This is a genomic window from Pseudoalteromonas sp. NZS11_1 (assembly GCF_015864275.1).
Taxonomy (GTDB): domain Bacteria; phylum Pseudomonadota; class Gammaproteobacteria; order Enterobacterales; family Alteromonadaceae; genus Pseudoalteromonas; species Pseudoalteromonas arctica.
The window spans coordinates 1-24,533 of record NZ_JADYXK010000017.1 but is presented as its reverse complement, the minus strand read 5'-3'; the positions used below and the strand labels follow the sequence as shown (position 1 = coordinate 24,533).

Here is a 24,533-nt window from a genome sequence, read left to right as displayed (position 1 = left end):
TTGGTAAAAAGTAAAAAACTAGTTTTTATAGTAATCAGCTATTTTTTTAAACTCTTCGGTTAAAGTCGTCGCATTAATTAATGGCACACTACCTTGTTTAAATTCTGGTTTAAAAATAGCTCTAACGGCTCCATTTTGATCAACCATAGCGACCGAGGCACTATGATCAACAGCATATTCTGATTCACTACTATCGCTAATGGCGTAAATTAAACCAAGCTCACGAACAACAGGAAAAAGGTGTTTATGCTCTCCCGACACAGCTAAAAAGTCTGGGTTAAAGTAATCTATATATTGCTTTCGTTTAGCTGGTGTATCGCGTTTTGGATCAACCGATAAAAACCAAACTTGTAGCGGATAATCTGCTTGTAAGTTTTTATAAACAGCATTTAACTTAGCAAGTGTTAATGGACAAATATCTGGGCAGCTTGTGTAGCCTAAAAATACTAAATTCCACTGTCCTAAAAATTGTTGCTTAGTCACTAATTCGCCGCGCTGATCGTTTAGCGTAAAATCAGACAGTGGCTTTGCATTTTCGTAAACTAATGCATCTACATCTGGTGGACTATTTTCATTTGAACATGCTGATAAAAACAAAACTAAAATAACAATTAATCCAAGCCATAACTGCTTCATAAAGGGAGCCATTTATCTATAAATAAGATTACAAAGAGTACCATTAAATGAATAATCGAAAAACGAAATAAGTCCATTGCAGTCTCATCATTTCCAGCAATTTTTAAATTGACCGCCTTATATATAAACACGGCATTTAATACACATGCACCTATCAAATAGATTAATCCAGACATACCGATTAAATAAGGTAATACGCAAACAACAGCGAGTAAAACAGAGTAAGCAACAACGCAGGTTTTACAAAAATCGATACCATGGGTTACTGGTAACATAGGGATTTTAGCGCGTTCATAATCACTTTTTCGCGCTATAGCCAGCGCCCAAAAGTGTGGTGGGGTCCAGGTAAATATTATCATTACGAGTAACCAAGGGGCTGCTGCCATTTGGTTTGTTTCTGACACCCAACCTAATAATGGAGGCATTGCGCCAGCCAACCCACCTATAACAATATTTTGCGGCGTTGCACGCTTTAAAAATGATGTATAAACAAATGCATAACCTACCAATGCAAATAACGTTAATATAGCGGTTAAGGTATTGGCCCACACCATCAGCATAATAAAACCAGCAACCCCAATAACAGCTGCAAAACTAAGCGCATGTGTTTTACTTAAACGCCCTTTAGCCACAGGGCGATGACGAGTCCGCGCCATTTTTGAGTCTATCTCGCTATCAACCACATGATTAATAACCGCTGCAGCAGCAGAAAGTAGCCCTATACCTAACAAGCTAATAAACTGTACGACCATACCGCGCCCTACATCAGGAGCCAGCGCTAAACCAACCCAAGCTGTTAGCACCAGCATGGCTACCACTTTAAATTTACTAATTGCTAAGTAGTCTTGCAGCAAACTATGAGTACGCGAAATTAGCGATTGAGTATTAACGGGTAGCAGTATTTTTTTATCAATTATAAGTGCCATCATATTTCCCCTTTATGTGCGTGATTTTAGGTAATAACACAACCTAACCATGCTTAATAACAGTATGGCTGCCATCAAGTTATGCGCCAGTGCAACTCCCAACGGAATATGCCAATGTACTAAAATAAGCCCTAAGCTAATTTGGCAAAGCAGAACAAGTAATACACTCACAACGCAATTTTTAATTTTTTTAGAGTACGCTTGGCTGTATATTTTCCACATAATTAACGCCAGAACAATGCAAGTAACGAGTGCCCAAATGCGATGTAATAAATGAATAGACATACGCGCTTGCTGCGATAACACACCAAACTCATAATTACTGTGCTCAAGTGGTAATTGAAATACGCTACTCAATGAAAACGGTTGTGCGTAATTACACAATGGCAAACCACTACAATGTGGAGCGGCGTAATTTGCAGCCAGCCAACCACCAAGTGCAATTTGGATAATTAATACACTGAGCGCTACTAAACTTAAACCGAAATAGCGTTTTGCGCCGCTATCGCCACCCATAATAGGTTTTGCGGTTAGCCGTAAATATAAAAGCGTTATAAGTGACAAAATACTAAAGCCACCTAATAAGTGGCCCATTACAATAAGCGGCTGAAGGTTCATGGTTACTGTCCACATACCAAGGGCAGCCTGAAACACCACTAGTAGAAGTAAAGCCAAAGGCAATTTAACTGGCGTAGTTGGATATTGGCGTTTTAAAAAAGCCAACACAAATAAACCTAAAATAAGTACGCCTAAAGCACCTGCAAAGTAGCGATGAATCATTTCTTTCCACGCTTTTGCGGTTTCGAACATCATATCGGGGTAGCTTTGAGTTGCTAAGGCTATGTCAGCCTCATGCTTAGGTACCGTTAAAAAACCATAACAACCAGGCCAATCGGGGCACCCTAAACCTGCATCACTTAAGCGGGTGTACGCACCTAAAGCAACTACAATCAAAGCGAGTAATCCTGTTATTAATACTAAGTTTTTATAATTTTTATACATCAGATACTCCAACTTAAGCTCAACTTAGTTAGCTAGAACGAGAATAGTTAAGTAATTTTTTTAGATCTTTTAATAACCCTTTTTGTACTAAACGGTTTTCTTGTGGCTCGACCTTAAAGGGATATTCAAGTACCACTAACCCCATATGATCAATCAAATACAAACTTGCAGGATTTAAACTCTGTTGCTCGGTAATAATTTTCCATGGTAGATTTTTATTGTCAGGGCTTCCCATTACAGCCATATCAACCTTGCCTTGGTTTTTACCAAGTGCCACATATAAATTATTAAGTGCATTGAGTTGTTCGCTGCATGGGGTGTTACATTCGTTTGAATAATTAAGTGCGATAGTCCATTGCTTGGGATTATTTTGCGGCCAATTTTTAAGTTTTATTTCTTGGCTTAAAAACTCGCCATTATTAGTAATTGCAGTAGGCAACCAATCAAACTTTAATGCGCCATATGCCAAAATTAATGGGATAGCGCAGCAGCCCACAAACAACACAAGGGGGTTATTTTTCATTATGTGTCCTTTTTTTACTCGCAAAAATAGCCACAACAGCACATGCAATAGCAATTAAAAACCATTGCACAGCATAGGCATTATGCTTTTGAGGGCTCATAACAACTGCCTCATAATGAGGTGTTGCAATCTCATCACCAGTACCTTGTCTGTAAGCCATAAAATTAATTAATGATTGCTGGCTTTGAGTGCTCAGCATATTCAAGTCGATAGATTGGATTCTTGTAGGTAAGTCGTTATTTGTAGTTTTATCTTCAAGCGTAAAGCTACTTAGGTTATTTTCTTTTATTTGCGCTTTAAGAATAAAAACACCTGTAGGCAGAGTAACCTTTGGCAGTGTATCTCTAGATATAGGCGCTTTTACCCATCCTAAATTAACTAAAATCACTTTTTCTTCGCTGGCTGGCTTTAGTAAAGCAAGTAGGTCGTACCCTACTTGTCCGTTATAAACTTGATTATCTAAAAGCCAATATTGGTTTTGTACAAACCGCCCTTTTAACTCAACCAATACACCTGTTTTGTTCCAGCTATCAGGCAGGTTATGTAATTGAGACCAACTCATCACACCCCGATTCTGTTGCTTAGCAATAGCGGTTAGTTGCTGCTGTTTTTGCTCACCCCGCTCCAACTGCCAAAATCCTAGTCGCACACACACAAGTACAACAACCACAACCATACAAAGTGTGATTAGTGAACTAAGCTTTTGTTTGTGCCATAAAACTAACTGCATAAAGGGTCAACTCAGTGATTATTAAAATTATTATCGTACTGTTGTTAATATTTATACTTTTTAACTTATTTAGAGCATTGTTTATTATGGTGTCAGGGAAAACTGGGGGACGACCTATGTCTCACTTTTTAGGTCGTCGCGTATTGTTTTCGGTCGTTGTTTTAGTTGTTGTTATTGCAGCGCTTAAACTTGGTTTTATTAAAGCAAATAATTCGCCAATAAACGCTACAGCACATATACAAATACAAACAAACACAGCCACACCACATCAACAAAGTGCCAATACCAAGCAGCTGCTTGAAAAGCAAAATGCTTATCTTTAGTAAAGTGCCCTTTTAATATCCGTAAAAATATTACAAATAAAAGTACGGTTCCTAACGTTACATGCATGCCATGAAAACCAGTCAATAAAAAGAACGTATTACCGTAAATGCCCGCATCTAGCGTTAGGTTAAGGTCATTATATGCATGCATGTACTCCTCAACTTGCAGCCCTAAAAAGCAAACGCCCAATAAAATAGTAGCGCCTAAAAAAACTTTAAGTGGAGTGCGTTTATTGTTTTCCATCGCTACGTGGGCAAAATGTAAAGTAACTGAGGAAGTAAGCAGTATTAAGGTATTTATAAGCGGTAAGCCTTGCCAGCCCATAGCTTGAGTAGTTTCACCAGCAGGTGTTGAAACTAGCGGCCAAACAGCTTCGAAAGTTGGCCATAAAACCTCGTTAGTCATTGCATTATTGCCTGCGCCTCCAAGCCAAGGTACCGACAATACGCGTGCATAAAAAAGCGCACCAAAAAAAGCCATAAAAAACATAACTTCAGAAAAAATAAACCAGCTCATACCTTGTCTAAAAGAGCGATCCATTTGTGCTGAGTACAAACCTTGGTCCGATTCATTAATTACATTTTTAAACCAGCTAAACAACATATACACAAGTACAGCAATACCGGCATAAAGCAGATAAACCCCGCTACCACCTTCTTTACCTACACTCATAACAGTCAAGCCTGCCCCTACTGCAATAAAAAACAATGCAACAGCACCTACAATAGGCCATGGGCTTTGCTCAGGTACGTAATAATGCTCATATTCTTGATTCATTTTATTTACTCCTAGTTTCACACTAGTTTAAAAAGCTAGTTGTTACTTGCCACCAGCTGTTCACTAATATCAAATACGGTATAAGATAAAGTTAATTCTTCAATATCGCTCGGCAGTGCGGTATCAACATAAAAAAGTAATTTAAATTCAAGTTCTTCCCCTGCTTTTAGAGGTTGCTGATCAAAGCAAAAACAGGCTATTTTGTGTAAATACTTTGCCGCTTTACCTGGTGAGACTGATGGTACAGCCTGCATTACTTTATCTAGGTTGCTGTTATTTTTAGCACTAAACATTACTTCACGCATTGCACCGGGTTTTACCACTACACTGTATTCTTTTGATTTAACTTCAAACGGTGCACCACTTTGTGCGTGAGTAGTAAAGCTAACGCCGACTTCTCGGTTTTGTACTATTTGTGTACTTTGCTCTGCCTGCTCAAGCGAAGGTTTTCCATTAAGCCCTGTTACATCACAAAACACGTCATACAAAGGTACTAAAGCAAAGGCAAAGGCAAACATGCCTATGCAAATAAGTACCAAACGTTTGAGTAGCGGTGCGTGTGTCATTACTTAATTACCGGCGGCGTAGAAAAAGTATGATATGGCGCTGGAGAGTCAACTTCCCACTCAAGCCCTTCTGCCCCTTCCCATACTTTTGCAGGCACTTTATCACCGCCACGCGCGCATTTAATTACCACAGCTACAAACAACAATTGCGATAAACCAAAGGCAAATCCACCAATACTTATGATTGCGTTAAAGTCGGCAAATTGAAGTGCATAATCGGGAATTCGACGCGGCATACCGGCAAGCCCTACAAAATGCATAGGAAAAAACAATACGTTCACACTCACCAGCGATAGCCAAAAATGCCATTTAGCTAGCGTGATATTAAACATATTGCCCGTCCACTTGGGCAGCCAGTAATAGGCCCCCGCCATTATCGAAAATACAGCCCCTGTTACTAATACATAATGAAAATGCGCCACTACAAAATAAGTATCGTGGTACTGAAAGTCAGCAGGTGTAATTGCCAGCATCAACCCAGAAAAGCCACCTAAGGTAAACAGCACAATAAACGCAATACTAAAAAGCATTGGCACTTCAAAAGTTATTGAGCCTTTCCACATTGTGGCAACCCAATTAAATACTTTTACTCCTGTAGGTACCGATATAAGCATGGTCGCGTACATAAAAAACAACTCGCCAGCGACCGGCATCCCAGTGGTAAACATATGATGAGCCCATACAATAAAGCTCAATAGTGCTATGGAGGATGTGGCGTATACCATTGAGGCATAGCCAAAAAGTTTTTTACGAGAAAAGGTAGGTACTATTGTAGATATAATGCCAAAGGCAGGAAGAATCATTATGTATACTTCGGGATGGCCAAAAAACCAAAAAATGTGTTGGAACATCACCGGGTCGCCACCGCCTGCGGCATCAAAAAAGCTGGTCGCAAAATACTTATCGGTAAGTACCATAGTGACAGCCCCTGCAAGCACTGGCATTACCGCTATTAATAAAAAGGCAGTAATTAACCACGTCCATACAAATAAGGGCAACTTCATCCATGTCATGCCGGGAGCACGTAAGTTCACTATAGTTACAATCACATTGATTGCGCCCATTATTGAACTAATCCCCATAATATGTACGGCAAATACAAACAATGCAGTATTATCATTACTGTATGTTGTAGACAGTGGTGCATAAAAAGTCCAACCAAATGCAGGACCCCCACCAGGCATAAATAACGATGCCAATAGGATTAAAAACGCAAACGGTAAAATCCAAAAGCTCCAGTTATTCATTCTTGGCAATGCCATATCTGGCGCGCCAATCATGAGTGGTATCATCCAGTTAGCAAGACCAGTAAAGGCCGGCATAACCGCACCAAACACCATAATTAAACCATGCACGGTGGTCATTTGATTAAAAAAGTGAGGGTCGACCAACTGTAAACCTGGTTGAAATAATTCAGCTCTGATCACCATGGCCATTCCACCACCAATTAAGAACATGGTCAGCGAAAAAATTAAATATAAACTACCTATATCTTTATGATTAGTTGTGTAAAGCCAGCGTTTAAAACCTTTAGCTGGGTGATGAGCATGATGAGCTTCATTGGCGTTAGGTTGTTCTACTATGCTACTCATTAGTTCGCCTCCACTTTGGCATCAAGTGCTGCCTGTATTTGACTCGGTTGAATAACATCACCCGTATCATTACCCCACACATTACGTTTATAAGTAATAACCGCTGCTAATTGCTTTATAGATAACTGTTTGGCAAATGCTTGCATTGCCGTACCGGGTCGCCCATGGATAACTACATCAATGTGATCTTTTATATCGCCAAGCACTATAGGGCTGCCTTTAAGTGCAGGAAATACACCCGGTAACCCCATGCCAGTAGGCTGATGACATGCAGCACAATTGGCCATATATACTTGTTCGCCTAAAGTCATTAATTCTTCTTTTGGGAGGGTTTTATCAAGTAATGCGGCATCTGCTAATGCTGCTTTTTGTTTAGCCTGCTTTGCATCTGCAAGCCATGTTTTAAAATCAGCCTCAGATTTAGCGACCACCACAACAGGCATAAAGCCATGATCTTTACCACACAACTCAGCACATTGGCCTCGGTAAGTACCTTCTTCGTTTATGTTCGTCCATGTTTCGTTTATAAAGCCGGGATTCGCATCTTTTTTAACTGCAAAATCAGGTACCCACCAAGAGTGAATAACATCGTCAGAAGTCATTAAAAATCGTACTTTTTGATTTATTGGCAGTACGAGAGGTTTATCAACCTCAAGTAAGTAGTTAGGATTTTTATCTGCAAGATTCGCTATTTCATCTTGCGGGGTAGATAAAATAGAGTAGAACTCTACATCTTCACCCATATATTCATAATGCCATTTCCATTGCGAGCCTGTAATTTTAATAGTGAGATCAGCTTTGCTGGCATCTTCCATTGCAATTAGGGTTTTAGTGGCTGGTACTGCCATAGCAATTAAAATAACAAACGGGATTGCAGTCCAAAGTATTTCTACTTTAGTGCTTTCGTGAAATTGGGCAGGTACAGCCCCTTTAGATTTGCGGTGATGAATAAGTGCCCAAAACATAATTGCGAACACTATCACCCCAATCACACAACATATTATAAATATGGTCATGTGCAGCTGATATACATTATTGCTTATATCGGTTACGCCTTTGCGCATATTGTATTGGCTGTTAGCCAAAACTGGGTGCGAAAAAACACATAATATAAGCCACAAGGTAGAGGTCAGTTTACCCATGTGACGGCTCCTTTGATGCTATTGCGAATGCAAAGCGAAGAGGCATACGGCTTAAACGCCAATTCGTTATTTTTATTTTTTTAGTCAATCTCATTTAATATTGATTGGTTTTGCTGCGCCAACAACGTGTTTGTGTATATTGTGTGTTCTCAAAACTAAAAAGCTGTGAGTTATTATTAGCTCAGCACATTAATAATTAGCTAAAAAATGAACAACAAGCAAGTTTTAGTATAAAAAACAATCAGGTGATATTGAGTAATTAATAAAAAATCAGTAACCAACTAGGTAACAGGAAGTTCAAAAGATGAGCAAAACAAAGGGGTTTAACGCATTCGAAGGGGGAAAATATAAGTGCAAAAAAATTTACAGCTTAAATTGTCAGTGAGCTATTTATGCCCTATTTTTAGTGCGAATTTAAAACAAAAAATGCGTACTAATTAGTACGCATTTATAAAACTGCTTGTTTAAAAGCTATTTTTAAAGTCACATCCAATCAGCGTTTCTTATAACGCCAACGGCTAAGCCTTCAATATTAAAAGACTCATTCTCAAGATCTACTTCAATAGATTCAAAATCGTCGTTTTCAGCATGAAGTAATACTTTACGACCCGCTTTCTCAAGACGTTTTACAGTTACGTCTTCATCTAGGCGGGCAACAACAACTTGCCCGTTTTCAGCGGTTTGAGTACGATGTACAGCAAGTAAATCACCATCCATAATACCAATATCTTTCATGCTCATACCGTTAACGCGTAGTAAAAAATCTGCAGCCGGTTTAAACATTAATGGATCGATTTTGCAGTGACTTTCAACGTGCTCTTGCGCCAAAATAGGTGAACCAGCAGCAACACGCCCTATAAGCGGTAAACCTAATTGTTCTGGCTCTTCTTCTTCAATTAACTGAATACCACGGCTTGCACCTGGTTTCATTTTAATTGCGCCTTTTTTAGCAAGTGCTTTTAAATGTTCTTCAGCAGCATTGGCACTTTTAAAACCTAATGTTTGCGCTATTTCAGCACGTGTAGGAGGCATACCAGTGTCTTTAATAAAAACTTTAATTAGTTCGAGTATTTGAGCTTGGCGGTTCGTTAATGGTCGCATACAACTGGTTTTCCATACAGTACATTTAACTGTGAGTATATACAGTTAAATAAAAATCGCAAATTTAAATTAAGCCTTAAAATAGCCAAAGTAATTTCACTTGTGTACATTTTAGGGATATAACTAAAGCTAGATTTATAAATGATTAAAAAAGCAAAGGAGTCATTATGAGTATTTGGTACCAGCCCATCACTTTAGAGCTGTGCAAGCAGTTAGAACAAGGCATTGATGGCCAAGGAACATTAATGAAAACCATGGGAATAGAAGTCACTGAAATTGGTGATGATTACTTAGTAGCCACTATGCCGGCAATTCCTGAGCATCATAATCCAATGGGAATGGTTCACGGCGGTGCTAACGTTGTACTTGCCGAAACAGTTGCCAGCTATGCAGCTAACTTTGTTGTCGATTTTACAAAATTTTACTGCGTGGGGCAGGAAATTAGCGCAAGTCATTTAAAAGCATCTCGCAACGGCACTTTAACAGCAACGGCAAGAGCGTTTCATATTGGCAAACGTAGTTCAGTGTGGGAAATAAAAATTACAAATAGCCGCAATGAGCTGTGCTGCGTATCAAAAATGACCGCAGCAGTCGTAGAGCGAAGATAGTTACTTTTCGATTGGGTAAATTGTAATTTCCATACCCGCACCAATCGCAGATATACGTAGTAATGTATCTGCATCTAAGGCTTGATTAAAGCACTTAGGTGAAGTGCCTGATTCAAAACCAATATCAAACGTTCTACGTGAACAGCTTAACCATTGTTTTAGCGCGTTACGCGAACACGATTCAATAAGCTCACATATATGGTTTATTGCTTTGTCAGGCGTGTTTACTACACCTGTTGCTTCAATACGCGCTAATTGACGGTATTCGTCTTTGTCATAATGTAAAATCGTCGCGACTTTTTTCAAGTCTGCCACTAGCAAACTAATATCTTGCTTTGATTCAAGCTCAAGATCTACATTTAAAAATTGAATTTCCGACATCGTTTCGTATTTATCCTCTAATAATTTCATTGCAAACTTTAACGCAGTTTTACCGTTATACCAAATCAACTATGCTCTATTAACCACTTTATATAGATATTTCGCAGCTTTTAAGTATTTTTTAGCGTTTAAAGCTAGCTGGATATCAAACACTCAGCTCAATTAAACAAATAAGTCATGTTAGCAATTTAAGTGTAATCTTTTTTATTTTTAAATGATTACAGTAAGCTATAGTTTAAACTGCGACAAAATGTCGCAGTAACTAATCCCATTAATGTAATAAACTAGCCTCTAAAAATAATAAGACTAAAACATGAATAAAAAAATATTTAAGTATGCTCGCAAGTTACATAAATGGCTCGGTTATTTGCTCGCATTACAAATTTTAGCTTGGCTATTAGGTGGTTTAGTCATGAGCGCTATCCCTCTTGATAAAGTTCATGGGGAGCATCTTGCAACACGTACTCTTAATAACCCATTTACGCAGGCTGATTATGTTGCCTCCCTTGACGATATTGCATCTCAGGTGGTTAATCCAACACAAATAATTTTTGAGAACTTTTTAACCACACCTATAATTACAGTAATAAATAAAGATGAACAGCAAAGCTTTAACGGTATAACAGGCCGGCCTTTTGAGCCGCCAACTAAAATACAAATTACCGCAAATGCTAAAGCACACTTACTTATTGATGCTCAAGTGACAAGCGCTGTACTGCTAAAGCAAGGTATGCGAGAAGTTGGATATAAAACCAATGTTTGGCAGGTACAATTTGACGACACATTTAACACAACACTGTACTTGTCAGAAAATAACGGCAGAGTTGTCACCGTTCGCAGCACACTATGGCGAATTTTCGACTTTTTTTGGATGTTACATATTATGGATTACGATGAGCGAGAGGATTTTAATAATCCGCTGCTTATTAGTTTTGCAGCAACCAGCGTACTTTTTTGCCTAAGTGGAATATTACTACTTATGCAAAACATACGACTAAAACGATTTATCCGAATTAAAAGTAAGAATAAATCAAAGTAGTCATATTGGTTTTTAAGAACTAGCGCACTCTCACCAAAGACTAAATAAGCCCTAGGAAGTACCCAAGGGCAGATTTTATTCCAAGTGTTTAAATCGACTCAAATGTCGCTTTAACATTTCGTTTTCGAAAATCAACTCATCACGCTCATCCAGCAATTGTAAAACTAAAGCTATTGCCGACCAATCTAACGAAAAGTCATGTTGAATACGGGCCGCTTTTTTAACTAAGGTCACTGCAGATACCGTAAATTGCCACTGCGTAACATGCTTCCCCTCAATTGGAACCGCAATATTGTGCTCAACTAGCTCATATAAAATTGCTTCGCTAATATCACTACTCAAACATAGCTCTTTGCTAGTAAGTAAATCATCTTTTTGTGTCACGATAATTTGCATTATGGCTTGCTCCAGTTATTACGGGGATCAAAGTGAGCTTTTTCGGCTAATTCTTCCCAAAGTTTTTTACTGGTATCATCAACAGATGTTGGATTAACAATTTTAAGCACAGCAAATAAATCACCTTTGGCTTTTTTACTCATTAATCCCTTACCTTTAATACGCAAGCGTTGACCAGACTGACTATTAGATGGAATAGTTAATTGGATTTTGCCTGCCAACGTAGGTAAATTTATTTTTGTACCAAGAGCCGCTTCCCATGGTGCAAGAGGGACGACTATATTTAGGTTATGACCTTCAACATCAAATAATGGGTGGGGCACTAAACTAATTTGTAAGTACAAATCGCCATTTTGCCCGTTCGCTGACCCTAATCCGCCTTGCCCTTTTAGTCGAATTCGTTCGCCATTTACTGAACCTGCGGGAATTTTCACTTTAAGTGATTTTTTAATTTCAGAGACACGACCACTACTATCTCGCTGCGGTAACATAAACTCAACAGGCTTAACGGTATCAACTAAAGTCTCTTCAAGAAAAATCGGGAACTCTATTTCCACATCTTGTCCTTTTTGCGCGCGAGCGGCGTTACTTCTGCTCTGCCCGGAACGATTGAATCCACCGGCGCCGCCAAACATTGAATTAACAAAATCAGAAAACTCTTGATCGGTTTGAGGATCGCTTTGCTGATAATTACTTTGCGATGAGGCATTGTTACCACCATAATTACCTTGCTGTTGACGAGCACGATTTTGTTGATGACGACGTAACTCGTCGTATTTAGTGCGTTCTTCTTTGTTATGAATGACTTCGTAAGCTTCTGCTATTTCTTTAAACTTATCTTCTGCTTGAGGCTCTTTGCTTACATCTGGGTGATATTTTCTGGCTAATTTTTTATAAGCTACTTTAACCGCTTTATCGTCTGCATCAGGCGATATTCCGAGCACTGCATAATAATCAACAAATTTCATTTGCAATCCAAATCCCCATATTGAGTAAGCTTTAAGCATACTCCTTAACGTATAATCTTGTGTGGTTAAAATACGATAAATAGTAAGAAATAAATGAATAGTGAAAATAACTTTGAATAAAAAATTAATCGGACACTTTTTAGTAATATAAGTGCAGGCCTTAAGTTAACTTTATCTTTTATCTTCAAGGCTTTAAACTGCCTGTTCCTGTAGTTCACATTTGTGATGGATATGACTCGATTTATTCTGGCCTTACTGGCTTGCTGTGTGTGTTTTTCGGTATCTGCCGAACAATTTACCCGTTTTTCAACGGCTAAAAGACATTTAATTAAAACCCTCCCTGACAACGCCAAAAGTATTTACTGCGGTTGTGATATTAAAAAAGAAGGCAAAAAACTCATTCCTGATCCTTCTAACTGTGGTTACATTCCTCGAAATACACTTACCCGCTCAGGCAAAGTAAATGTGCGAGCACTACGCATTGAGTGGGAACATATTGTTCCGGCGTGGGAATTTGGTCATCAGCTACAATGTTGGCAAGATGGCGGACGTAAAAACTGCCGTAAAGTAAGTGCTAAATTTAGAAAAATGGAAGCTGATATAAATAACTTAGCGCCAGCTATTGGCGAAATTAATGCCGATCGCTCTAATTATCGTTTTGGCATGCTTAGCGAAAACGCCACACAGTATGGTCGCTGCGAAGTAAAAGTAAACTTTAAGCAACGTGTAGTTGAACCGCCTGTCTATGCACGTAAACGTATAGCCGACACTTACGCTTACATGCAGAAAACATACGGTTTAAAAATCTCTGATAAACAGCAAAAGTTATTTAATGCGTGGAAAAAGCAAGCATTTGCAGATACAAGTAGTGCGAGCAAGCTCTAAGCTTTAACACTCATTTACATAAATCAAAGTTATAAATGTTGAATAAACGAGCGAGTGTTGTAATATTTTAAACAACTTATTTACAGAAAGTCCTTAACTATGTTTAAAAATAATAAAACCTCGCTTGCCATTTTTGCAGCACTTTCGGGCTTTGCTTTAACAGGTTGTGGCGGCGGAGGCGGTATCGACTCTGCTCCTGTAGTTACCACGCCTATAGTTACAACACCTGTTAGTAGCAGCCCAACATGGACAGCGGCGGTATTTGAGCCCTCTAACGATTTAAAAAACTTTTGCGAAATCCCTCGTACGGGTAACGATCCCTTTAATAACAACAACCCCTACCCAGATCAAGCGGGTTCTGCCCTTTATGAAAAGCTTTGGCTTCGCTCTTGGAGCGACGAAACATACCTTTGGTATGATGAGATTGCCGATAACGACCCTGAAAGCTTTGCCACAGTAGCCGATTATTTTGCCCAATTAAAAACAGAGCAGCTTACCGACTCAGGTGCAAAAAAAGATAACTTTCATTTTTCAGAACCTACTGAAGATTACTTTCAAGAAGCGCAATCGGGCGTTACTTCTGGTTACGGTATAAATTGGGCGTTTATTGGCGATACAGCCGATCGTATTTTACGCGTTGCTTATCTTGAAGATGATTCGCCTGCAAGCCAAATAGGCTTTCAACGTGGTGATACCGTACTTTCAGTTGACGGTGTTAGCATTAATACCAATACAGAGTCGGGTGTAGATACGCTTAACGAAGGTTTATTTAGTCCTACTAACGGCGACTCACATACTATTGTTGTACGCAGTAACGATGGCGCCGAAAAAACATTTAATGTAACCGCTGGTAATATTGAACAAACACCTGTTCAAAATGTTAAAACGATTACAACCGCAAATGGTTCAAGCGTGGGTTACATGCAATTTAATAGCCATATAAGCATTGCCCAAGAAGGGCTTATTGATGCGGTAAATAAGTTTAAAACCGATGGTATTGATGAGCTTGTAATCGACTTTAGATATAACGGTGGTGGTTTATTAGCACTGTCGGCACAATTAGCTTATATGGTTGCCGGTAATGCCAACGTTAACAACCGCTTTTATTATCAAACTCAACAAAACGATAAACAACCCGTTGATTCGCCCTTCCCATTTATTGATGAAGAAATAGATTACTCTACTTTTTTTAGCACAGGTGAAAACCTACCTGATTTAAACCTATCAAAGGTTTATGTATTAAGCACATCAGGCACCTGTTCGGCATCAGAAGCTTTTATTAATGGTTTAAAAGGTATAGACGCAGAAGTTATTTTAATTGGCGACACAACCTGCGGTAAGCCCTATGGCTTTACCCCAACTCATAACTGCGCAACAACCTATTACACTATTCAGTTTAGTGGCGTAAATAGCAAAGGATTTGGCGAATACGCTGCGGGGTTTACACCAACCCCTACTCCACAATTTGATGCTGATGTTCAAGGTTGTGAAATTGAGGACGACTTTGATCATCAGTTAGGCGACAGTGACGAGGCCGTTTTAGCCACCGCATTATTTCATGTTGAAAATGGCAGTTGTCCAGTTAGAACGGCTGCTGCAAAAGCAGAACCAGCTAATTTTTCAAGCTCTCGTGAATCTCTCATTCCTTTAAATATGCCGGTACAATTTACCCAGCGTAATATGGACTTAACTTGGCCAACGCTGGGTGAGGAAAGGTAATGGCTAAATTATTACTCCCATTAGCCACCTTGCTCGCTTTAGGCGGATGCCAAAGTGTAGATAGTGAGCCTGCTAAACCCGCTATATTAACGAGCGTTAATCCCAGCGTTATTACAACACTACAACAGGCAATTCAACAAGCTAAGGGAGGCACATTAGTAACACTTGCCGATTCGGTATTTACTAAACGTAGCGAACTGCTAATTGATCATGCAATGAGTAAAGGGTCTGATGGCAGAGTAATTATGGGCGCGCATAATATAAAATCTGAGAAGTTTATTTTGCAACTACGTAATAACCAATGCGAGCTTTACTATCCTAAAAAAGAGCTTACTACAGTACTTGAAGGTGTTACCTGTAAAGAGTTATAAGGCACTTTATTAATGTTTATAAATTAATAAAAAAGGCGCGCAGCATATCGCTGCGCGCCTTTTTCTATTTTAAAGCGTTATTACAAGTCTTGATGCGGACCAAACACTTCATAATGAATCTGCTCGTTTTTAACACCTAACTCAAGTAACTGGTTTTTTATAAATGCCATAAAACCGGCAGGACCACATAAGTAAAAGTCACCATTACTCAATGGTAGCTGTGCTTGTACTGCGTTTAGGTTCATTAACCCAGTAAAGTCAGCGCCCTCTGTCGCTTGGTTAAACCACGTCATTGTTTGTAAGCGGTTATAAACTGCATTTAACTCATTTAAATATTTTGAAAACGAATGCTGCTGAGTATTTTCGCAGGCATGTAAATACATAATCTCTTGATTAGAGTTGTCACTTAATAACGTTTCAAGCATAGCCAGCATTGGCGTTTGCCCAACACCTGCTGAAATGAGTACCGCTGGACTTGTATTATTACGTAAAAAGAAGTCTCCTGCCGGCGGGTATAGCTCAACAATAGTGCCTTGCTCTAATGAGTGTAAATAATTAGACACCATGCCAGGCTTTGGCTGTAGCTCTTTTTTAACACTAATACGGTAGTTTTTAGCGTTACTTTTTTGTGAAATAGAATACTGGCGAATTTCTTCATATTCAGCGCCCTCTGGCTTAACTTTAATACCTAAATACTGCCCTGGTTTATGTGTAATAACAGCTTCGCCATCAACTGGCGTAAGTGTAAAACTCGTTACTAGTTCTGATTCAGCCTGTTTGTTGGTTATTTCAAATTGGCGAGTTCCCGCCCAACCACCGTGTTTATTTTTACTGTGCTCATACAAAGCAGCTTCTTCGGTTATACAAATATCAGCAAGTACGCCGTAAGCTTCGCGCCAAGCGTATTCAACATCGGGAGTAAATTGCTCAGGAAGAAGCTCTTTAAGCGTACCAATTAAGTGTGCACCTACAATAGGGTAATGCTCAGGTAAAATATTCAAGCTTGTATGCTTATGATTAATACGTGTTAGCGCTTCTTTTAATACGGCTAAATTATCAATATTTTGTGCATACGCAGCCAATGCATTAAAAAGTGCAAATTGCTGACGACCTGTATCTTGATTCGCCATATTAAAAATATTTTTAAGCTCAGGATTATGGCTAAATAAACGCTTATAAAAATGATCGGTAACAACCGTACCCGCCTCTGCTAATAACGGAACTGTGCTTTTTACAATCTCAATGGTTTTATCAGATAACATATGTGTTTCCTATGGATGAACTAACCACGACGCCCATCAACACGACGCCGCGTTAATATAGGTGTGCAGTGAATTAAAAATAATGAAAAAGCCACTAACCACAGCAAAGCACTTATTTGCCAAGCAAGGTGAGGCCCAATAATAAAAGGGAGTAATGAACGAGTAATAGCGGCCACAAGCAAAAACGCAAAAGCAACAGCCATGTAATGAGGAATAGCGAGTGTACGCCCTGTATGACCATGTGATACACGCGTCATCATTGCTAAAATCATCATACCTATTGTGCCAATAGTGATTAAGTGCAGCGCATCTTTAAATTGTATTGCACTGCTATAAAAGCTAAATGCAACCATCATTAACCCTACGCCTAACGCTAAGTAGGAAAAATGTAAAGACCATAACAACGGCACTCTCAATACCTTGCTATCCCACCAAAAACCAGCCCTGACCAGGTGAAGCGCAGCAACAGTTGCAACAACTAACGCAGGATTAATCGTGTTCAAAAACAACTTGTTGATGAAAAATAAAGTGATAGCCAAAATAGATAAATACATCACCGCTTTATCTATTTTAGGAGTGCGAACTTGTGCGGTTAAACCTAGACCTTTAGCGGTAAAAAATGGTAGAACGCGACCCGCAACAATGCCAACTAGTAAAGTAATTACCAGTACTGCGGTATCAACCACACCAAGTGCAAGCTGCATGTTTTGTTTTAAAACAAGTATTAAATACAATACATTGAGCCCACAAAGCACAGCTAAAATAGCTAAAAACGGATAGTTACTTTTGCTATTGGCTTTTAATAACATATTAGCCAGTACTGCTATGGCGCCTAGCCACCAAATAACTTGTAATGTAAGTGCAGCATATAAATTAAAATGAGCAATATCAGGCAATATCACAAAAAAGGCTAAGCGCGCTGCAAGCCATATAAACGTAAGCCACATAAGGGCTTTCCCACTTATGCTCGGTACGCCTGTCCATGTTTGTGCAGCGGTAAGTAAAAAGCCAACAGCTACAACTCCTGCAAAGCCAAACAGCATTTCGTGCGCGTGCCATAATGTCGCAGGTATCGATGAGTGCCAACTTGCATGGCCTGTTAAAATAAGTAGCCAATACCCCACCGACAAAAATGCCAATAAGCCACCGCCTAAAAAGAAAGGTCTAAAAGCGAGCATCCATAATGGCCATTGAGATACTTGATGAATAGCAACGCGTGCTGGCATTGGCTCAGTTAAGTTTATAGGGCGCATTATCGTACCTCCTGCCCTCAACCATGTTGTGCAACACAGCGCAGCACGTAACTTACTTTTAAAATAGCAGCAATAACAATAGTGCCAATATGAGCTGATACTTGCACCGCAATAGAAAAGTACTCAGCAAACGGGTAGCTAATTAAAATACTTGCCGTAGTACACACTAAACTCACAGCTAATGCAGTATTGGCAGCAAATAATACTGTTTCGTATAGTGAACTAAACTGTGTTTGATTATTTAAATTATTCAGCATTAGTGTGTTCATGGCGATCTCTGTAACTAACTACGTTACTTAGCTATTACACATACTGTGCCAACAAATTTAATTAATTAAATTCAATAAGTTAAATTAAACCACTTTACAGTATGAGTCTTTATGACCTACTATAAATTAACTCACAAAAACACAAATAGGTCATTTTGACGTGAACCAGCAATTCAACCTTACACAAGTTGCTCTAGAGCTTGCTCAAAGTACACTACACGAGCATAGCTTTGATCAATTACTAGCAACGGTTGAGCGGGTTATTCCAAGTGATGCAAGTGCGTTATTAGTGCTTCAGGGCGAGCAATTAAAACCACTGGCAATTAAAGGGTTAATGCCCGACAGCCGTGGCAGACGATTTAAAATAGCAGAGCACCCTCGCCTAGAAGCTATTTGCAAAAGCACACTCGCGCTACAATTTGCGCACGACTGCCCACTACCCGATCCATACGACGGATTACTATTAGCTAAAACCGGCGACATACCGGTACATGCATGTTTAGGCTTACCTCTTTATGATAAAAACGCGCTACTTGGCGTACTTACGTTTGATAGCCTTAACGCCAATGCATTTAACAGCATAAGCGCTGATACACTCAATACCTTACAAACGCTGTGTAGTGCGCACTTTAAAACAGCTTTAGAGCTTGCCCATTACAAACAGCATGCACAGCACTCAAGTGCATTAGTGCAAGAACTAAATCGTGAAGCGTTAACACGGGACGGCGGTGAAATTATTGGTCAAAGTCCGCTAATGCAAACACTTAAAAACGAAATTAAACTCGTTGCAGCATCTAATTTTAGCGTGCTTATATTAGGTGAAACAGGGGTAGGGAAAGAACTTGTTGCGCGTAATATTCACTTAAATTCAGCTCGCAAAGATCAACCGCTTATTCACTTAAATTGTGCATCGCTTCCTGAAAATCTTGCTGAAAGTGAATTTTTTGGTCATGCGAAAGGGGCTTTTACAGGCGCACAAAATTCGCGCCAAGGTAAATTTCAATTAGCTGATGGCGGCACGTTATTTTTAGATGAAATTGGCGAACTGCCCCTTGCCATGCAAAGTAAATTATTACGAGTGCTACAAAGCGGCGAAATACAAACGGTAGGAGAAGACACACCAAAGTACGTAGATGTACGCGTCGTTGCCGCAACCAACAGAAATTTAAAAGAAGAAGTAGCTCAAGGTCGCTTTAGAGCCGATTTATACCATCGCCTCAGTGTCTACCCTATTACTGTGCCACCACTTAGTAAACGCGAGCACGACATAACACTCTTAGCTGGTTATTTTATTGAGCAAACAGCCCGTAAATTAGGGATAAAACAATTAAAACTAAGCCCTGAAGCGCAAGTACTGCTTAATCAGTACAACTGGCCAGGTAACGTTCGCGAGCTTGAACATGTTATTAGTCGCAGCGCCCTAAAAGCAAAACAAAGCCAATGGCAAAATCCAATAATAACCATTACAAGCGAGCACTGTGATTTAACCCCGAGTGCGCCGCAAAACTCTCTAGTAGCAAGTCAAAGTACAACCAACACCTTAATCAACCAACCTTTAAAGCAAGCTGTAGAATCGTTGCAATACAACGTAATTACCGAGCAATTAAAGAAGCATAACTACAACTGGTCAGCAGCAGCAAGAGTACTTGAATTAGATAGAGCTAACTTAGTACGCTTGGCTAAACGCCTAGGCATAGAAGTAAAAAAAACACTATAATCATTTAAAACACAGCTAAAATGCTGCTAAAACTATTGATTAGCAGCTAACTTACTAAAGTGTGTTTTTAACAACCCTGCAAAAGCTTGTACTTTAGCAGTGCGATGCACTAAGTGATGCGTGACTAACCACACATCGGTAGGCCAGCTTAACTCACTGTGTAATATAGGTACTAAATCAGAATATTGCGCCGCTACGTCATGCTGTAATCCGCCAATGCCAAGCCCTTTAATTATTGCACGAGTCGCTTCTGCGGTTTCAGATACTCGCAGCTTAATTTGCGATGCAGGAATATTTTCATCAGCCCATGCAAAATAAGGCACGCGGGCATTAAAACCCGCCACACCCGATACAAAATTATGTTGTTGTAAATCACTTAATAATCTAGGCATGCCGTATTTATTAATGTAACGTTTATTAGCGTATAAACCCGATGAAAGCTGCGCCAAATGCTGAGCAATATAATCGCCCTCATCAGGTCTTGGGCCTGCACGCACTGCAATATGTGCTTGTCCGTGATCGAGCCTTAATCTTTTTTGTTCTAAAATAACTTCTAACTGCACTTGTGGATGTAGCGCCTGAAATTGCTCACATACATCACCAAGTACATCCATAAAACCACTTACCGTCGTTAGTAATAAACTCCCTCTAAGGGTGCTATCGGCTGCTGCTATATCGTTATGTAACTGCTCTAAGGAGCTATGGATAGTTTGTGCTGTTGCAAATAACTTGGTGCCAATTTCAGTAACCTTGTAACCACGGGCATGGCGATGAAAAAGGCGTGCATTTAAGTTTTTTTCAAGATTATTAATTCGCCTAAGTACTGTGCTGTGGTGCACATTAAGCTCTTCTGCTGCCGCCGTTAACGTGCCTAATCGTGCTACTTCAAACGCTACTTTAACGTCTTGCCAATCTTCAAATTTTATCGCCATGCTGTTTACCTTATACTTATGTGCATTTACGCACATAAGTGTTGCGTTTATTGGGGTTTTCTACAAGTAAAATTTTGCTACATTAGCGTTGTAAGTTTAAACACTAAAAGGTCACTAGCATGTCAGCACCAAAAATTATCGCCCTAGCAGGAAGTCTTCGACAAGAAAGCTTTAATCAAAAAATTATTAATGAGGCAGCACGTTTTGCTCTACAAACAGGTGCTGAAGTAGAAGTAATAAAACTAAACGAATTAAACATCCCACTATTTAACGAAGATATTGAAGCGCAAGGTACACCAAGCGATGTACAGCTTTTAAAAGACAAGCTACGTGCAGCTGACGGTATTTTACTAGCAAGCCCAGAGTACAACGGCTCTATAACTGCAGCACTTAAAAATGCGATTGATTGGGCATCGCGCACAGAGCAAGGTGCTGTTCCTGCTTTTCGTAATAAAGTAGTGGCGCTGTTTTCAGCATCACCAGGTGGACTTGGTGGGTTACGCGGTTTAAATCATGTACGTGATATATTAAGTGGTATTGGATCGTTAGTGCTTGCCGATCAACTTGCAGTACCCGCTGTACACACATTGTTTGATGAAAATGGGCAAATTAATGAACCTGTTACTGCAGAGCGAGTATCGGCGCTTGCTCATCAGTTAGTAAGCGTTGCAAGTAAGTTAAGATAACTTGCACGCCTAAATAACTAATTACTTTGTCGCCGCGAGTTTTGCGGCGATAAAATCGGTATGCGTTACATATAAAAGCCCTGCTACTTTACGTATTACGTAGTCTTCTTGGGGATCTATTTCTCCATCGGCATACGCTAAGCGCCATAATAATTCTATTATTTCTATTCGCTGCGCCGCGCTGCAATGCTCATTAATCTGTTTTGAAAACTGAAAGTAATCTATCGAATCATCTAAGCTACTTTCCGCGTTATTAGTAAGCTCATTAACCTCAATATCTGTTAAATTAAAATACTTTTTTAAGGTTACAGTCAGGGTTCGTTGTTCATCATGTTCAAGCTTGGTATCTGCACGCATAACTTCAATTAATAATGCAGCAACAGCTGTTTTTAAATCGTGCTCTTGCATACTTGGCTGCTGTTCATCGAATACAGCAAAAAGTTGTTTTATTTGTTTGAACATCACACTTTCCCTTTTTGGGTGTTAGACTAATACGTAAAGAAATCGACCTTATTACTTTTATTAATGGGTATAAAGTTCGCAAATTAAAGGATATATTTTATGAAAGGAATAAACGCACCACGCTTATTTATAGGCGCTACACTGGTGGCCCTTTCAAGTGCAAATACTGCACTTGCTGAAAAAGCCGAAACAGAGAAGCTCTACGACTTTGACAACAAAGTGCATTACTACCAAACAAAAATTGGCGAAGACAACTATAAAATAGAAATCCAGTCAGACGATTACAAACACTTTACCAATCAAAGTGTATTTTTATTACGCCATGCTGACCGTCTATGCCGCGGCAATACCTTTATGTTGAAAATACTTGAAGGCGTGCAAGAGTACGAGCGCTTTCCAACAAAACCACGTGCTTACCAACCAGATTTAAGTGTTTTACTACAATGCGAAACTAAAGAAGATACAAACAAGGGTAAGTAACCTTAGTCTTTATAACCCCAAGGTGCTGATGGTGGAGTAATCGGTTTAGTTAAATCAAAATCCACCTTAAACTCACGTCCTTGGCGAATTAATCGATAAGTAAATACTTCTGAGTAAATATACATTTGCCATGTATTACCTACAGACTGTGCAATGCCTTGTTTTACGAATAACTCTTTAGAGTATTGGTCTGCTGGAAACGACTGCATTTGCGCAAACCCTGCATCAAGCGTATGGCCACCATACATAGTTGATGCGTCGTCTGTTCCATCTTTATGACGATGATCGTGCTTTAAACTCAAGCCACTACCCGTTTTCGTTATGATCCACGTACGTGATGCATCGTCTCCTACATGAAACGGTACTTGTAACTCAGCCTCGCTACATTTACGTACATGCATAACCAGCTTTTTATCTGTAAATGAGCTTGGCCCTTTCGCGTTATCTACCGCTACTTCACCTTCAAAAGCTTTACCGCAATGCGCTGCAATACTATTAAAAAAGGCATCATGAGTAGGAATAGACACTAACGGTGCAGGGCGTGCAAAAGCTGTCGATGAAGCAACTATTAAAGTTGCTGCAGTTAATAATTTCATATGTTTCTCGTTATAGTTATTTTAAAACACCTGTAATAGTACAGTTTTCTTAAGTACTTTATTAGAAGTATCTATATAAAATTTAGAACAAGACAACTAGGTAAAACTTCTAAATAGCGATTAACGACTAAATATCTCAGCCTTCATTAACAATCCTACTTTTATAAATATTAATTACACCTCAACTAGCCACTGGCCAATTACTTAATCACCATGGGTGATGACTGCTTAATAGGCCCGAACGTTCAGCTTTTAGCTGTGTCACATGCTACTAATCCAGCAAAAAAGCTTAATAAGGAAAACTTTGCAGCGCCTATCGCGTTAGGCAATAACATATGGGTTGGCGCAGGTGTAATTATTTTAGCGGGTGTAAGCATTGGTGAAAATAGTATTGTGGGTGCGGGTGCTGTGGTTACTAAAAATGTAATGCCTAATACTGTAGTAGCAGGTAACCCAGCTCGTGAAATAAGAACACTGTAGCTATTCTCGATGTGATTTTAGCGTCGGGAGTCGCTACGCTCGCATCAGCGAGCACTTTAACTCGTTAAATTAAGTGAATTATTCACTAAGAGACGCTCCGCTATAGAGGAATACCTGAATCACTTTTTCTACAAGCATAAAAAAGCTCGAATCGTTAGATCCGGGCTTTCTACAATGTGAAGCTTGTGTAATGTCATAGTGCCCACAGCGGTAGAAAGTCACGTAGCAAATGCTACTTTATTGGCCGACTGAGATATTGAGGGGTTTTGTTGTGATTTTAACGTCGGGAGTCGCTACGCTCGCCCTACGTGCTAGGTGTTGATGTGGGTGTGTNAAAAAGCCCGAATCGTTAGATTCGGGCTTTCTACAATTTGAAGCCTGGTAATGTCCTACTTTCACATAGCAAATGCTACACTATCATCGGCGCTGTTTCGTTTCACTACTGAGTTCGGCATGGGATCAGGTGGGTCCAAAACGCTATTGTCACCAAGCAAATTTGGGCGTTAATTCGTATCGCTACGCACTAACTGAATTTGGAAAATATCTGATAATATTTTTTAAGTCTTTCTAAGTAATATCTACTTTAGTTATATTAACTTCTTCGCTTGTTTCACTATCACATAAAACGCGTTTGGCGTTGTATGGTTAAGCCTCACGGGTAATTAGTACAAGTTAGCTTAATGGCTCACACCACTTCCACATCTTGCCTA

Annotated in this window: 28 protein-coding genes, 1 rRNA gene and 1 pseudogene; 10 read left to right on the top strand and 20 right to left on the bottom strand. The window is 39.5% G+C overall.

Features of this window, described 5'->3' with window-relative positions:
• Positions 1-18 precede the first annotated feature (18 nt).
• The 5 genes from I6F44_RS12730 to I6F44_RS12710 are packed head-to-tail and all read right to left on the bottom strand — an operon-like array spanning position 19 to position 3,817.
• Positions 19-636 carry an SCO family protein gene (locus I6F44_RS12730; RefSeq protein WP_197173896.1) on the bottom strand — a complete coding sequence of 206 codons (618 nt, stop codon included), beginning with the start codon at positions 634-636 and terminating at the stop codon, positions 19-21.
• Positions 633-1,562 carry a heme o synthase gene (gene cyoE / locus I6F44_RS12725; protein WP_002959598.1) on the bottom strand — a complete coding sequence of 310 codons (930 nt, stop codon included), beginning with the start codon at positions 1,560-1,562 and terminating at the stop codon, positions 633-635. Before cyoE ends, I6F44_RS12730 begins: the two co-directional genes overlap by 4 nt.
• Before the next feature lie 12 nt (positions 1,563-1,574).
• Complete coding sequence (locus tag I6F44_RS12720) at positions 1,575-2,564, bottom strand: COX15/CtaA family protein (RefSeq protein ID WP_197173895.1); 990 nt, start codon at positions 2,562-2,564, stop codon at positions 1,575-1,577.
• Between the two features lie 28 nt (positions 2,565-2,592).
• Positions 2,593-3,087 carry a hypothetical protein gene (locus tag I6F44_RS12715; protein ID WP_007584950.1) on the bottom strand — a complete coding sequence of 165 codons (495 nt, stop codon included), beginning with the start codon at positions 3,085-3,087 and terminating at the stop codon, positions 2,593-2,595.
• Complete coding sequence (locus I6F44_RS12710) at positions 3,077-3,817, bottom strand: SURF1 family protein (protein WP_197173894.1); 741 nt, start codon at positions 3,815-3,817, stop codon at positions 3,077-3,079. Before I6F44_RS12710 ends, I6F44_RS12715 begins: the two co-directional genes overlap by 11 nt.
• A 14-nt stretch (positions 3,818-3,831) precedes the next feature.
• Between I6F44_RS12710 and I6F44_RS19730 the strand changes: the two genes are divergently transcribed.
• On the top strand, positions 3,832-4,140 hold the full coding sequence (locus I6F44_RS19730; protein ID WP_076916441.1) for a DUF2909 family protein: 309 nt from the start codon (positions 3,832-3,834) through the stop codon (positions 4,138-4,140).
• On the opposite strand, the gene I6F44_RS12700 is transcribed toward I6F44_RS19730, so the two are convergent.
• From I6F44_RS12700 to lexA, 5 genes are all read right to left on the bottom strand, one after another.
• Complete coding sequence (locus I6F44_RS12700; RefSeq protein WP_024594298.1) at positions 4,043-4,918, bottom strand: cytochrome c oxidase subunit 3; 876 nt, start codon at positions 4,916-4,918, stop codon at positions 4,043-4,045. The genes I6F44_RS19730 and I6F44_RS12700 overlap by 98 nt on opposite strands.
• A gap of 35 nt (positions 4,919-4,953) precedes the next feature.
• Entirely contained in the window at positions 4,954-5,484 is a 531-nt protein-coding gene (locus I6F44_RS12695; protein ID WP_002959612.1) for a cytochrome c oxidase assembly protein, read from the bottom strand.
• Positions 5,484-7,076, bottom strand: coding sequence for a cytochrome c oxidase subunit I (ctaD, locus tag I6F44_RS12690; RefSeq protein ID WP_007584944.1), 1,593 nt, complete (start codon positions 7,074-7,076; stop codon positions 5,484-5,486). The genes I6F44_RS12695 and ctaD overlap by 1 nt, the downstream gene beginning before the upstream one ends.
• On the bottom strand, positions 7,076-8,218 hold the full coding sequence (coxB, locus tag I6F44_RS12685; RefSeq protein WP_024591690.1) for a cytochrome c oxidase subunit II: 1,143 nt from the start codon (positions 8,216-8,218) through the stop codon (positions 7,076-7,078). Before coxB ends, ctaD begins: the two co-directional genes overlap by 1 nt.
• Positions 8,219-8,701: 483 nt before the next feature.
• Positions 8,702-9,319, bottom strand: a complete 618-nt coding sequence (gene lexA / locus I6F44_RS12680) for a transcriptional repressor LexA (protein WP_007584941.1) — start codon at positions 9,317-9,319, stop codon at positions 8,702-8,704.
• 167 nt (positions 9,320-9,486) lie between these two features.
• Here lexA and I6F44_RS12675 point away from each other — a divergent pair, with 167 nt between their 5' ends.
• Positions 9,487-9,927 (top strand): PaaI family thioesterase, encoded by a 441-nt coding sequence (locus tag I6F44_RS12675; protein ID WP_007584940.1) that lies wholly within the window; start codon positions 9,487-9,489, stop codon positions 9,925-9,927.
• Here the strand turns inward: I6F44_RS12675 and I6F44_RS12670 are convergent, their stop codons facing one another.
• On the bottom strand, positions 9,928-10,308 hold the full coding sequence (locus I6F44_RS12670; RefSeq protein WP_008138697.1) for a hypothetical protein: 381 nt from the start codon (positions 10,306-10,308) through the stop codon (positions 9,928-9,930).
• A gap of 313 nt (positions 10,309-10,621) precedes the next feature.
• On the opposite strand from I6F44_RS12670, the gene I6F44_RS12665 reads away from it, so the two are divergent.
• A complete protein-coding gene (locus I6F44_RS12665) occupies positions 10,622-11,347 on the top strand; it encodes a hypothetical protein (RefSeq protein ID WP_165722799.1) in 726 nt (241 codons plus the stop codon).
• A 75-nt stretch (positions 11,348-11,422) separates the two neighbouring features.
• Here I6F44_RS12665 and I6F44_RS12660 read toward each other — a convergent pair whose 3' ends face one another.
• Entirely contained in the window at positions 11,423-11,743 is a 321-nt protein-coding gene (locus tag I6F44_RS12660) for a chaperone modulator CbpM (protein ID WP_007584937.1), read from the bottom strand.
• Positions 11,743-12,711 carry a DnaJ C-terminal domain-containing protein gene (locus I6F44_RS12655; RefSeq protein ID WP_007584935.1) on the bottom strand — a complete coding sequence of 323 codons (969 nt, stop codon included), beginning with the start codon at positions 12,709-12,711 and terminating at the stop codon, positions 11,743-11,745. Before I6F44_RS12655 ends, I6F44_RS12660 begins: the two co-directional genes overlap by 1 nt.
• Before the next feature lie 231 nt (positions 12,712-12,942).
• Here I6F44_RS12655 and I6F44_RS12650 point away from each other — a divergent pair, with 231 nt between their 5' ends.
• The 3 genes from I6F44_RS12650 (at position 12,943) to I6F44_RS12640 (ending at position 15,686) form a co-directional block, all read left to right on the top strand.
• A complete protein-coding gene (locus I6F44_RS12650) occupies positions 12,943-13,596 on the top strand; it encodes an endonuclease (protein ID WP_029751433.1) in 654 nt (217 codons plus the stop codon).
• 99 nt (positions 13,597-13,695) lie between these two features.
• Entirely contained in the window at positions 13,696-15,315 is a 1,620-nt protein-coding gene (locus I6F44_RS12645; RefSeq protein WP_101163181.1) for a S41 family peptidase, read from the top strand.
• A complete protein-coding gene (locus tag I6F44_RS12640; RefSeq protein ID WP_002959634.1) occupies positions 15,315-15,686 on the top strand; it encodes a hypothetical protein in 372 nt (123 codons plus the stop codon). The genes I6F44_RS12645 and I6F44_RS12640 overlap by 1 nt, the downstream gene beginning before the upstream one ends.
• Positions 15,687-15,766: 80 nt before the next feature.
• Here the strand turns inward: I6F44_RS12640 and hmpA are convergent, their stop codons facing one another.
• The 3 genes from hmpA to I6F44_RS12625 are packed head-to-tail and all read right to left on the bottom strand — an operon-like array spanning position 15,767 to position 18,470.
• A complete protein-coding gene (gene hmpA, locus I6F44_RS12635) occupies positions 15,767-16,948 on the bottom strand; it encodes an NO-inducible flavohemoprotein (RefSeq protein WP_101163180.1) in 1,182 nt (393 codons plus the stop codon).
• Positions 16,949-16,968: 20 nt separating this feature from the next.
• Positions 16,969-18,201, bottom strand: a complete 1,233-nt coding sequence (locus tag I6F44_RS12630) for an NnrS family protein (protein ID WP_010555391.1) — start codon at positions 18,199-18,201, stop codon at positions 16,969-16,971.
• A 17-nt stretch (positions 18,202-18,218) separates the two neighbouring features.
• Positions 18,219-18,470: a hypothetical protein gene (locus I6F44_RS12625; RefSeq protein WP_197173893.1), complete on the bottom strand. Its 252-nt coding sequence runs from the start codon at positions 18,468-18,470 to the stop codon at positions 18,219-18,221.
• Between the two features lie 160 nt (positions 18,471-18,630).
• On the opposite strand from I6F44_RS12625, the gene norR reads away from it, so the two are divergent.
• Positions 18,631-20,187, top strand: a complete 1,557-nt coding sequence (norR, locus tag I6F44_RS12620) for a nitric oxide reductase transcriptional regulator NorR (RefSeq protein ID WP_197173892.1) — start codon at positions 18,631-18,633, stop codon at positions 20,185-20,187.
• 32 nt (positions 20,188-20,219) lie between these two features.
• Here the strand turns inward: norR and I6F44_RS12615 are convergent, their stop codons facing one another.
• Entirely contained in the window at positions 20,220-21,119 is a 900-nt protein-coding gene (locus I6F44_RS12615; RefSeq protein WP_024591698.1) for a LysR family transcriptional regulator, read from the bottom strand.
• Between the two features lie 119 nt (positions 21,120-21,238).
• Between I6F44_RS12615 and I6F44_RS12610 the strand changes: the two genes are divergently transcribed.
• The gene (locus tag I6F44_RS12610) at positions 21,239-21,805 is read left to right on the top strand and encodes an NADPH-dependent FMN reductase (RefSeq protein WP_007584922.1); all 567 of its coding nucleotides are present in this window, start codon (positions 21,239-21,241) and stop codon (positions 21,803-21,805) included.
• 21 nt (positions 21,806-21,826) lie between these two features.
• On the opposite strand, the gene I6F44_RS12605 is transcribed toward I6F44_RS12610, so the two are convergent.
• The gene (locus tag I6F44_RS12605) at positions 21,827-22,267 is read right to left on the bottom strand and encodes a tellurite resistance TerB family protein (RefSeq protein WP_101216100.1); all 441 of its coding nucleotides are present in this window, start codon (positions 22,265-22,267) and stop codon (positions 21,827-21,829) included.
• A 99-nt stretch (positions 22,268-22,366) separates the two neighbouring features.
• Between I6F44_RS12605 and I6F44_RS12600 the strand changes: the two genes are divergently transcribed.
• Entirely contained in the window at positions 22,367-22,747 is a 381-nt protein-coding gene (locus I6F44_RS12600; protein ID WP_024591701.1) for a hypothetical protein, read from the top strand.
• A gap of 2 nt (positions 22,748-22,749) precedes the next feature.
• Here I6F44_RS12600 and I6F44_RS12595 read toward each other — a convergent pair whose 3' ends face one another.
• Entirely contained in the window at positions 22,750-23,343 is a 594-nt protein-coding gene (locus I6F44_RS12595) for a hypothetical protein (RefSeq protein WP_197173891.1), read from the bottom strand.
• Positions 23,344-23,532: 189 nt separating this feature from the next.
• On the opposite strand from I6F44_RS12595, the pseudogene I6F44_RS12590 reads away from it, so the two are divergent.
• Positions 23,533-23,823 (top strand): annotated as a pseudogene (locus I6F44_RS12590) (DapH/DapD/GlmU-related protein); the annotation flags it as partial.
• A gap of 376 nt (positions 23,824-24,199) precedes the next feature.
• Here the strand turns inward: I6F44_RS12590 and rrf are convergent.
• Positions 24,200-24,314, bottom strand: a 5S ribosomal RNA gene (gene rrf / locus I6F44_RS12585).
• Positions 24,315-24,533: the final 219 nt, after the last annotated feature.

Coding starts and splice junctions, on each gene's coding strand:
- I6F44_RS12730 (WP_197173896.1), bottom strand. CDS start 636: ATGAAGCAGTTATGGCTTGGATTAATTGTTATTTTAGTTTTGTTTTTA.
- I6F44_RS12710 (WP_197173894.1), bottom strand. CDS start 3,817: ATGCAGTTAGTTTTATGGCACAAACAAAAGCTTAGTTCACTAATCACA.
- cyoE (WP_002959598.1), bottom strand. CDS start 1,562: ATGGCACTTATAATTGATAAAAAAATACTGCTACCCGTTAATACTCAA.
- I6F44_RS12640 (WP_002959634.1), top strand. CDS start 15,315: ATGGCTAAATTATTACTCCCATTAGCCACCTTGCTCGCTTTAGGCGGA.
- I6F44_RS12605 (WP_101216100.1), bottom strand. CDS start 22,267: ATGTTCAAACAAATAAAACAACTTTTTGCTGTATTCGATGAACAGCAG.
- I6F44_RS12675 (WP_007584940.1), top strand. CDS start 9,487: ATGAGTATTTGGTACCAGCCCATCACTTTAGAGCTGTGCAAGCAGTTA.
- I6F44_RS12600 (WP_024591701.1), top strand. CDS start 22,367: ATGAAAGGAATAAACGCACCACGCTTATTTATAGGCGCTACACTGGTG.
- I6F44_RS12630 (WP_010555391.1), bottom strand. CDS start 18,201: ATGCGCCCTATAAACTTAACTGAGCCAATGCCAGCACGCGTTGCTATT.
- I6F44_RS12615 (WP_024591698.1), bottom strand. CDS start 21,119: ATGGCGATAAAATTTGAAGATTGGCAAGACGTTAAAGTAGCGTTTGAA.
- I6F44_RS12645 (WP_101163181.1), top strand. CDS start 13,696: ATGTTTAAAAATAATAAAACCTCGCTTGCCATTTTTGCAGCACTTTCG.
- lexA (WP_007584941.1), bottom strand. CDS start 9,319: ATGCGACCATTAACGAACCGCCAAGCTCAAATACTCGAACTAATTAAA.
- I6F44_RS12660 (WP_007584937.1), bottom strand. CDS start 11,743: ATGCAAATTATCGTGACACAAAAAGATGATTTACTTACTAGCAAAGAG.
- I6F44_RS12700 (WP_024594298.1), bottom strand. CDS start 4,918: ATGAATCAAGAATATGAGCATTATTACGTACCTGAGCAAAGCCCATGG.
- I6F44_RS12595 (WP_197173891.1), bottom strand. CDS start 23,343: ATGAAATTATTAACTGCAGCAACTTTAATAGTTGCTTCATCGACAGCT.
- coxB (WP_024591690.1), bottom strand. CDS start 8,218: ATGGGTAAACTGACCTCTACCTTGTGGCTTATATTATGTGTTTTTTCG.
- I6F44_RS12720 (WP_197173895.1), bottom strand. CDS start 2,564: ATGTATAAAAATTATAAAAACTTAGTATTAATAACAGGATTACTCGCT.
- hmpA (WP_101163180.1), bottom strand. CDS start 16,948: ATGTTATCTGATAAAACCATTGAGATTGTAAAAAGCACAGTTCCGTTA.
- I6F44_RS12715 (WP_007584950.1), bottom strand. CDS start 3,087: ATGAAAAATAACCCCCTTGTGTTGTTTGTGGGCTGCTGCGCTATCCCA.
- I6F44_RS12610 (WP_007584922.1), top strand. CDS start 21,239: ATGTCAGCACCAAAAATTATCGCCCTAGCAGGAAGTCTTCGACAAGAA.
- ctaD (WP_007584944.1), bottom strand. CDS start 7,076: ATGAGTAGCATAGTAGAACAACCTAACGCCAATGAAGCTCATCATGCT.
- I6F44_RS12695 (WP_002959612.1), bottom strand. CDS start 5,484: ATGACACACGCACCGCTACTCAAACGTTTGGTACTTATTTGCATAGGC.
- I6F44_RS12625 (WP_197173893.1), bottom strand. CDS start 18,470: ATGAACACACTAATGCTGAATAATTTAAATAATCAAACACAGTTTAGT.
- I6F44_RS12665 (WP_165722799.1), top strand. CDS start 10,622: ATGAATAAAAAAATATTTAAGTATGCTCGCAAGTTACATAAATGGCTC.
- I6F44_RS12650 (WP_029751433.1), top strand. CDS start 12,943: ATGACTCGATTTATTCTGGCCTTACTGGCTTGCTGTGTGTGTTTTTCG.
- I6F44_RS12655 (WP_007584935.1), bottom strand. CDS start 12,711: ATGAAATTTGTTGATTATTATGCAGTGCTCGGAATATCGCCTGATGCA.
- I6F44_RS12670 (WP_008138697.1), bottom strand. CDS start 10,308: ATGTCGGAAATTCAATTTTTAAATGTAGATCTTGAGCTTGAATCAAAG.